We start from the raw sequence: 6149 nt of genomic DNA on the forward strand, positions 1-6149 counted from the left end.
GTTGGTGTTGGTCGGCGTCACGGTATGTCAGGCAAGACCATTCCGGAAGCGCTGACCACCTGGCCTCGGTGCCGGGCGGTCAGTTCGTGGCGCGACTCCGGGCGGCGAGCAGCGCCTGCCGGTCCGCCGGTGGCAGCGCGTAGAAATTGGGTGTCATCGCATGGCGGATCGCCCGGTCCAGCCCCGAGGGCGTGAGGCGAAAATAGTCCGCATCCTCGGCCTGAACGATATCCAGAGAGCCCTCGTCGATCAGTCTGAAAATGGCGTGGCGCACATCGGACGAGCGAAAGCACTTGCGGATTTTCGGGTGTTCCAGAAGCCGCTGTTGGCTGATGTTCCTGCCGCCGGGGCGCTGAAGCTGCCACAGGACGCCGACGATCTCGATTTCCGCTGCAAATTCGAAACTTTGCGCATGCTCACCGGGATGCGGGGCCCGCTGGTTCTCATGGCTCATCATGGGGAGCAACCAAGTCACTTTTATAGAGGGTTGATCCTATGCCCGGTCCCGGAAATATTCTGTAAAGACATCGCCGGGGACGAGCGTCTGCGCTGGTCCCCGACGCATGCATTGGCGACTACGAGCGATTGAGCTCCAGCACCGGTTCGAAGCCGCCGAAGATCATCCGCTGGCCGTCGAAGGGCATGGGGTTCTTCTCCATGTCGAAGCGCGGGTCGTTGTTGTCCGGGCTCATCATGCGTTGCATGGCGGTGTCCCGGGTCGCCTTGTCGGGCCACTCGATCCAGCTGAATACGACGGTCTCGTCGGGCGTGGCCTGAACCGCACGTCGAAAATCGGTGACGTTGCCGTCCGGCACGTCGGTGCCCCAGGTTTCGATCACGCGCAGGGCGCCGTTCTCGATGAACCAGTCGTCAGCGGTGCGGGCGTGCTGGATGAACTGCTCGCGGTTGGCGGTGGGTACGGCAATCACGAATCCGTCGATATAGCTCATGGGGTGTCTCCGTTGGAAAGGTCGTTGATCTGGGCGTTCATCGCCCGTTGGAAGGCCGGCCGAGCCTCACCGCGCGCCTGAAAGGCGGCGAGATTCGGAAACGCGGCAACGAGGTTGGTGTGATGCAGGTTGCGCAGCACCGTCACCATCAGGATGTCTGCGACGGTGAAGCGTCCGGTGAGCCAGTCCAGCTCGCCCAGCGCGTCGGCGAGGCTTCGCAACCGGGCGTTGACGAACTCCAAGGCCGGCACGCGGGCCTCCGCGCTCCAGGCGTCGTTCGTGTGGAACAGGTCCAGGCTGACCAAGCGGCTCACGGCCGGTTCGATGCTGTTCAGCGCCGCGAAGGTCCAGGCGGTTGCGGCCCAGCGTCCCGCCGGATCGGTGGGCAGCAGTGTTTCGTCCTGTTCGCCCAGGTACAGCAGGATGGCGCCGCTCTCGAACAGCCGGATGGCGCCGTCATCGAAGGCCGGAACCTGCCCGAATGGTTGCCACGCCCGGTACTCGGCGTCACGTGGCTGGGCGGCGTCCATCAGCACGGTGCGGTAGGGGCGGCCGATTTCCTCCAGCGCCCAGCGCACGCGCAGATCACGCACCAGGCCGCGGGCGAAGTCCGGCACCCAGCGGAAGGCCGAGACCAACGGTTGGGTCGTCGCGGACGTGTCGCTCATGCGTCGGCCTCGCACAGGGCGGCCAGCTGATCGGCGACGGCGGTCCAGCCGGCGTGGAATCCCATCGCCTCGTGCTGCTTGCGGGCCTCTTCGGTCCAGTGCCGGGCGCGGCCCGTGTACAAGGTGCCATCGCCGTCGGGTTCGATCTCCCAGAAGCCGATCATGAACGGTCCGGTTGGCTCGAAGGCGGCATTGAGCGCGTCGGTGGTCACGATGCGGCGGCCCTCGTCCCAGGCCAGGACAATGCCTTCCTGCGGCATCTCCTCGCCGTTCGGGCCGCGCATGATCATGGCCGAGCGGCCGCCGGCGCGGCGTTCCTGGGCGATCAGTTCGATGGTCCAGGGTTTCGGGCACCACCATTCTTCCTGGCGGTTGGCGAGCACGTCCCACACCCGATCCGTCGGTGCGCTGATGTGGCGGGTGATTTTCAGCTCGTGCATGGTCGTGTCTCCTGTCGCGAATGGCCATGTGGCAGCGTGGGGGAATCCTGTGGATCTTCGATGACGCTGCCGCCTCGTATTGGGGTAGCATTGCAGGGAAGGTTACTGAAAGCAACAATGAAGTTACAAAAAGAAACTAATGAAGCGACAGGCACCGCGCACGGCCGCTGGTACCACGACGCCTGCGGGGCGGCGTTCGCGCTGGAGCTGATTGGCGAGCGGTGGTCGCTGCTGGTGATCCGCGAGCTGATGCTGGGCGGTCGTCGCTTCTCCGATCTGCGCGCGCATCTGCCCGGGATCAGCGCCAAGGTGCTGACCCAGCGCCTGGAAGGACTGGAGTCCGTTGGCGTGCTGACACGGCGCAAGCTGCCCCCGCCGGCCGCCACGCAGATCTATGAACTCACCGACTGGGGCTATGAGGCCGAGCCGATCCTCCAGGAGCTGGGCCGCTGGGCGGCACGTTCGTCACTGCACGATCCGAGGCTGCCGCTGTCGCCGATGTCGCTGATGATGTCGCTGCGCACGATGTTCGATCCGGACCAGGCCGGCGAGCTGGTCCTGGGCGTGGGCTTCGATGTCGCTGGCGAGCTGTTCCACGCACAGGTCGAGCGGCGGACGCTGGTCATCCGTCGCACCGAGGTACTGGATGCCGCGGTGAGCTTCATCGCCCCCGATGCGTCAGCCCTGGCCGGCCTGATCTACGGGCTGATGCCGGTGGACGCGGCGGCCGACAACGGCATCACCATCCAGGGCGAGGCCACCGACGTGCGGCGTTTTCTGGACCTGTTCGAGCTTCCGGCCAAGAGCGGTTGATGGCGGAGCCGGTCGAATGCGTGGTCGTGGGTGCAGGCGTGATCGGCCTGGCGGTTGCCCGCGCGCTGGCGCGGCAGGGCCGTGAAACGCTGATCCTGGAACGCGAGGCGCAGTTCGGCACCGTGACCAGCGCCCGCAACAGCGAGGTTATCCACGCCGGCATCTACTATCCGGCGGGGTCGCTGAAGGCGACGCTTTGCGTTCGCGGCAAGGCGCAGCTGTATGCCTACTGCGAGCGCAACAACGTTCCGCATCGCCGCTGCGGCAAGCTGATCGTCGCGACCGACGCATCGCAGGAATCCGAGCTCGAATCGATCCGGCGCCGGGCGGCGGCCAACGGCGTCGATGATCTGCGCCGGCTGAGCGCCGCCGAGGCCAGGGCGCTGGAACCGGCGCTGCATTGCACGGCGGCGCTGTTGTCGCCCTCCACCGGCATCATCGACTCGCATGCCTACATGCTGTCGCTGCTGGGGCAGGCGGAGACGGCCGGGGCGATGCTGGCCTGTCACACCACGGTGAGCCGGCTGGTGCCGACCGGGCGCGGCATCGAGGTGTTCACCGAGGACGCGGATCGCCCCGCCCTGATCGCCCAGGTGGTGGTGAACGCGGCTGGTCTGGATGCGCCGGCGCTGGCCGCCCGCACCGACCGTCTGCCGGAGGCGCGGCGGCCCCGCGCCTGGTTCGCCAAGGGCAGCTATTTCACGCTGCGGGGGCGGGCGCCGTTTTCGCGGCTGGTCTACCCGGTGCCGGAGCCCGGCGGTCTGGGTGTGCATCTGACGCTGGATCTGGCCGGGCAGGCGCGGTTCGGGCCCGATGTCGAATGGGTGGATGCGCCGGACTACCAGGTCGACCCGGCCCGAGGCGCCGGATTCGAGGCTGCCATACGGCACTACTGGCCGGCGCTGGATGCGGCCCGGCTCGAACCCGCCTATGCCGGTGTCCGCCCCAAGATCGCCGGGCCAGGCGAACCGGCAGCGGATTTCCGCATCTCCGGTCCCGGTGACCACGGCATACCGGGTCTGGTGAACCTGTTCGGAATCGAGTCGCCTGGGCTCACCGCGTCGCTGGCGCTGGCGGACAATGTGGCGAATGCGGTTGCTGTGACGTTTTAGAGCTGGTCCGGTATCTCGACCGACACCTCGGTCGCGATGACCTGGTTGCGGCCACCGTTTTTTGCCGCGTAGAGCGCCCGGTCCGCCTCGGAAATCAGCCGGCCTGCGATCTCCTCGGGATTGATCACGGGCGTGCCTGGCGCGGGCGCATACGCCGCCACGCCGATGCTCGCCGTGACGCAGCCCAGCGGTGCTGCGGGATTGGGAATGTCCAGCGCCCGGAGATCGTCTCGCACCCGTTTGGCGTACTCCTCGGCGGCGAGGGCGTTCACGCCAGGCTGCAAGATCAGGATTTCCTCACCGCCCCAGCGGATGACGACATCACCCGCGCGCTGGTAGGCCTTTTGCAGCAGCTGCGCGACGGACTTCAGCGCGGCGTCCCCGGCGGCATGCCCCCGGCTGTCATTGAGCAGTTTGAAATGGTCCAGATCCAGCATCGATACGCAGGTCGGCTGGAGCCGGCGAGCGGAGCGACGCAGTTCTCTGAGCAGGACTTTCATGCCCCTGGCGCCGGGTCATCAGACCCGTCAGCTCGTCGTATGCGGCGTCGTAGTGTGCACGCAGGCAGATGGTGACGAGTTCCGCAATGCGCATGACGTGCCTGCGCTCGTTGGCCGTCAGCAGTCCGCTGTCGGCGCGCGCCATGCACATCACACCAAGCCGCTCGCCGTTGACGACGATGGCCCAGGCGAAAAACCCCGCATTGGGCAGTTGCCTGTGGTTGGCCGGAAAGTCCTTGAGGCGCACGTCCCGACGAATGCTGGGCGCCATGATGTTGGGCAGCCCCAGCGTCAGGACATGTTCGGACAATGCGATGAACTGCTCATGCTCCGCTGGCGGGATGCGGACGCTCGGGTTCATGCGCACGACTCGTGTGAGGTCCGGCGTGCCGGGCTGGAACCAGACCATGTCCGCGCGCGCACCGTCCACGCACAATTCCAGCAGCAGCCTGATGCCTCGCATCATGTCGCTGCGCGCATGCAGCGGCACGGTGGATTCGGCGGCAGCCGGTTCAGTGACGGTAACCAGTTCAACCATGAGCGTGATGACGATCGGGGGCTGAATTCAGCCAGATCGGGCGACGTGCCTCCTGTTCCTGGATGGCGTTCGATGCGAGCGATGAGGCACAGACGGAGTGTCGCGACCTACTACCGGCGTGGCCGGCTGTATGCGGTGGCTCGACGGCTCCGGCTTCCGCCGCTTTGGGAATTTTAGCTCAATTCATGCGGGCCCACGCGTCTCGGGAGACGGACGGCACCAACCGTTGCGCCACCAGCGCGCTAGACTCTGGTTTCGGCGCATACAAGCCGGCCGTCGTATCGAGATCAGGGGGGAGACATGATCGGACGTCGAGCATCAATCATTTGCCTGCTGGCGACGGCGTGGCTTTGCGGCTGTGGTCAGTCGCCGGCACCGGACGGGGTTCCGGGTGACGCGTCCGGCGCGCCGGTCACCCACGTGATCTGCGATCCGGCTACCGCCCAGCGTGACGCGCTGATCGCGTTCTTCGAGGCGCGCGAAGGCGATGTCATCGAATTCTGCGAGGGCGAGTACGCGTTCACCACCGGGCTGATCATGACCGGCAAGCGCGGCATCACCGTGCGCGGCGCCGGCATGGACAAGACGATTCTGTCCTTCGCCGAATCGCCGGCGCAGGACGGGATCAGCGTCAACCAGGTCGACGGGTTCACCATCGAGGACATCACCGTCTACGACGCCCCCGGCAACGGCGTGCGTGTGTTCCGCTCCGAACACGTGACCTTCCGCCGGGTGAAGATCGGCTGGTCCAACGCCGACCCGGCCTCGCCCAACTACGACGAGTCGATGGAATCCTGGGTGAACAACGGCGCCTATGCGTTCTATCCGGTCGTCTGTCGCTACATCCTGATCGAGGACTCGGTGTCCATCGGTTCTTCCGACGCCGGCGTGTACATCGGCCAGTCCAGCGACATTCTCGTGCGCCGGACCGAGGCGTTCCACAACGTCGCCGGGTTCGAGTTCGAGAACACCTACCGCGCCGAATACGTGGACAACATCGCCCACGACAATGTCGGTGGTTTCCTGGTGTTCGATCTGCCCGGCCGCGTCCAGTTCGGCGAAAAGAACCTGGTGCGCAACAACCGCTCCTACCGGAACAACATTCCGCAGTTCGCCCCGCAGGGGGCC

At 66.2% G+C, this 6149-nt stretch carries 9 protein-coding genes; 3 read left to right on the forward strand and 6 right to left on the reverse strand.

All coding sequences use genetic code 11. The features are described 5' to 3' along the window. Positions 1-79 precede the first annotated feature (79 nt). From ABNS06_RS03695 to ABNS06_RS03710, 4 genes are all read right to left on the reverse strand, one after another. Positions 80-457 carry a hypothetical protein gene (locus ABNS06_RS03695; RefSeq protein WP_348672641.1) on the reverse strand — a complete coding sequence of 126 codons (378 nt, stop codon included), beginning with the start codon at positions 455-457 and terminating at the stop codon, positions 80-82. 118 nt (positions 458-575) lie between these two features. Then, on the reverse strand, positions 576-950 hold the full coding sequence (locus ABNS06_RS03700) for a DUF1428 domain-containing protein (protein WP_348672642.1): 375 nt from the start codon (positions 948-950) through the stop codon (positions 576-578). Beyond that, the gene (locus ABNS06_RS03705) at positions 947-1618 is read right to left on the reverse strand and encodes a glutathione S-transferase family protein (RefSeq protein WP_348672643.1); all 672 of its coding nucleotides are present in this window, start codon (positions 1616-1618) and stop codon (positions 947-949) included. Before ABNS06_RS03705 ends, ABNS06_RS03700 begins: the two co-directional genes overlap by 4 nt. Further along, positions 1615-2058: an SRPBCC family protein gene (locus tag ABNS06_RS03710; RefSeq protein ID WP_348672645.1), complete on the reverse strand. Its 444-nt coding sequence runs from the start codon at positions 2056-2058 to the stop codon at positions 1615-1617. Before ABNS06_RS03710 ends, ABNS06_RS03705 begins: the two co-directional genes overlap by 4 nt. A 117-nt stretch (positions 2059-2175) precedes the next feature. Here ABNS06_RS03710 and ABNS06_RS03715 point away from each other — a divergent pair, with 117 nt between their 5' ends. Beyond that, entirely contained in the window at positions 2176-2871 is a 696-nt protein-coding gene (locus ABNS06_RS03715) for a helix-turn-helix domain-containing protein (protein WP_348672646.1), read from the forward strand. Beyond that, positions 2871-3983 carry an NAD(P)/FAD-dependent oxidoreductase gene (locus tag ABNS06_RS03720; protein WP_348672647.1) on the forward strand — a complete coding sequence of 371 codons (1113 nt, stop codon included), beginning with the start codon at positions 2871-2873 and terminating at the stop codon, positions 3981-3983. Before ABNS06_RS03715 ends, ABNS06_RS03720 begins: the two co-directional genes overlap by 1 nt. On the opposite strand, the gene ABNS06_RS03725 is transcribed toward ABNS06_RS03720, so the two are convergent. Together ABNS06_RS03725 and ABNS06_RS03730 are read right to left on the reverse strand one after the other, a co-directional pair. Beyond that, the gene (locus ABNS06_RS03725) at positions 3980-4420 is read right to left on the reverse strand and encodes a diguanylate cyclase (protein WP_348672648.1); all 441 of its coding nucleotides are present in this window, start codon (positions 4418-4420) and stop codon (positions 3980-3982) included. The genes ABNS06_RS03720 and ABNS06_RS03725 overlap by 4 nt on opposite strands. Then, positions 4386-5021, reverse strand: a complete 636-nt coding sequence (locus ABNS06_RS03730) for a hypothetical protein (protein WP_348672649.1) — start codon at positions 5019-5021, stop codon at positions 4386-4388. Before ABNS06_RS03730 ends, ABNS06_RS03725 begins: the two co-directional genes overlap by 35 nt. Before the next feature lie 300 nt (positions 5022-5321). Here ABNS06_RS03730 and ABNS06_RS03735 point away from each other — a divergent pair. Beyond that, positions 5322-6149: parallel beta-helix domain-containing protein (locus ABNS06_RS03735; RefSeq protein ID WP_348672651.1), on the forward strand; the 828-nt coding region annotated here is incomplete at its 3' end.

This window comes from uncultured Abyssibacter sp., from assembly GCF_964000955.1.
Taxonomy (GTDB): Bacteria; Pseudomonadota; Gammaproteobacteria; order Nevskiales; family OUC007; genus Abyssibacter.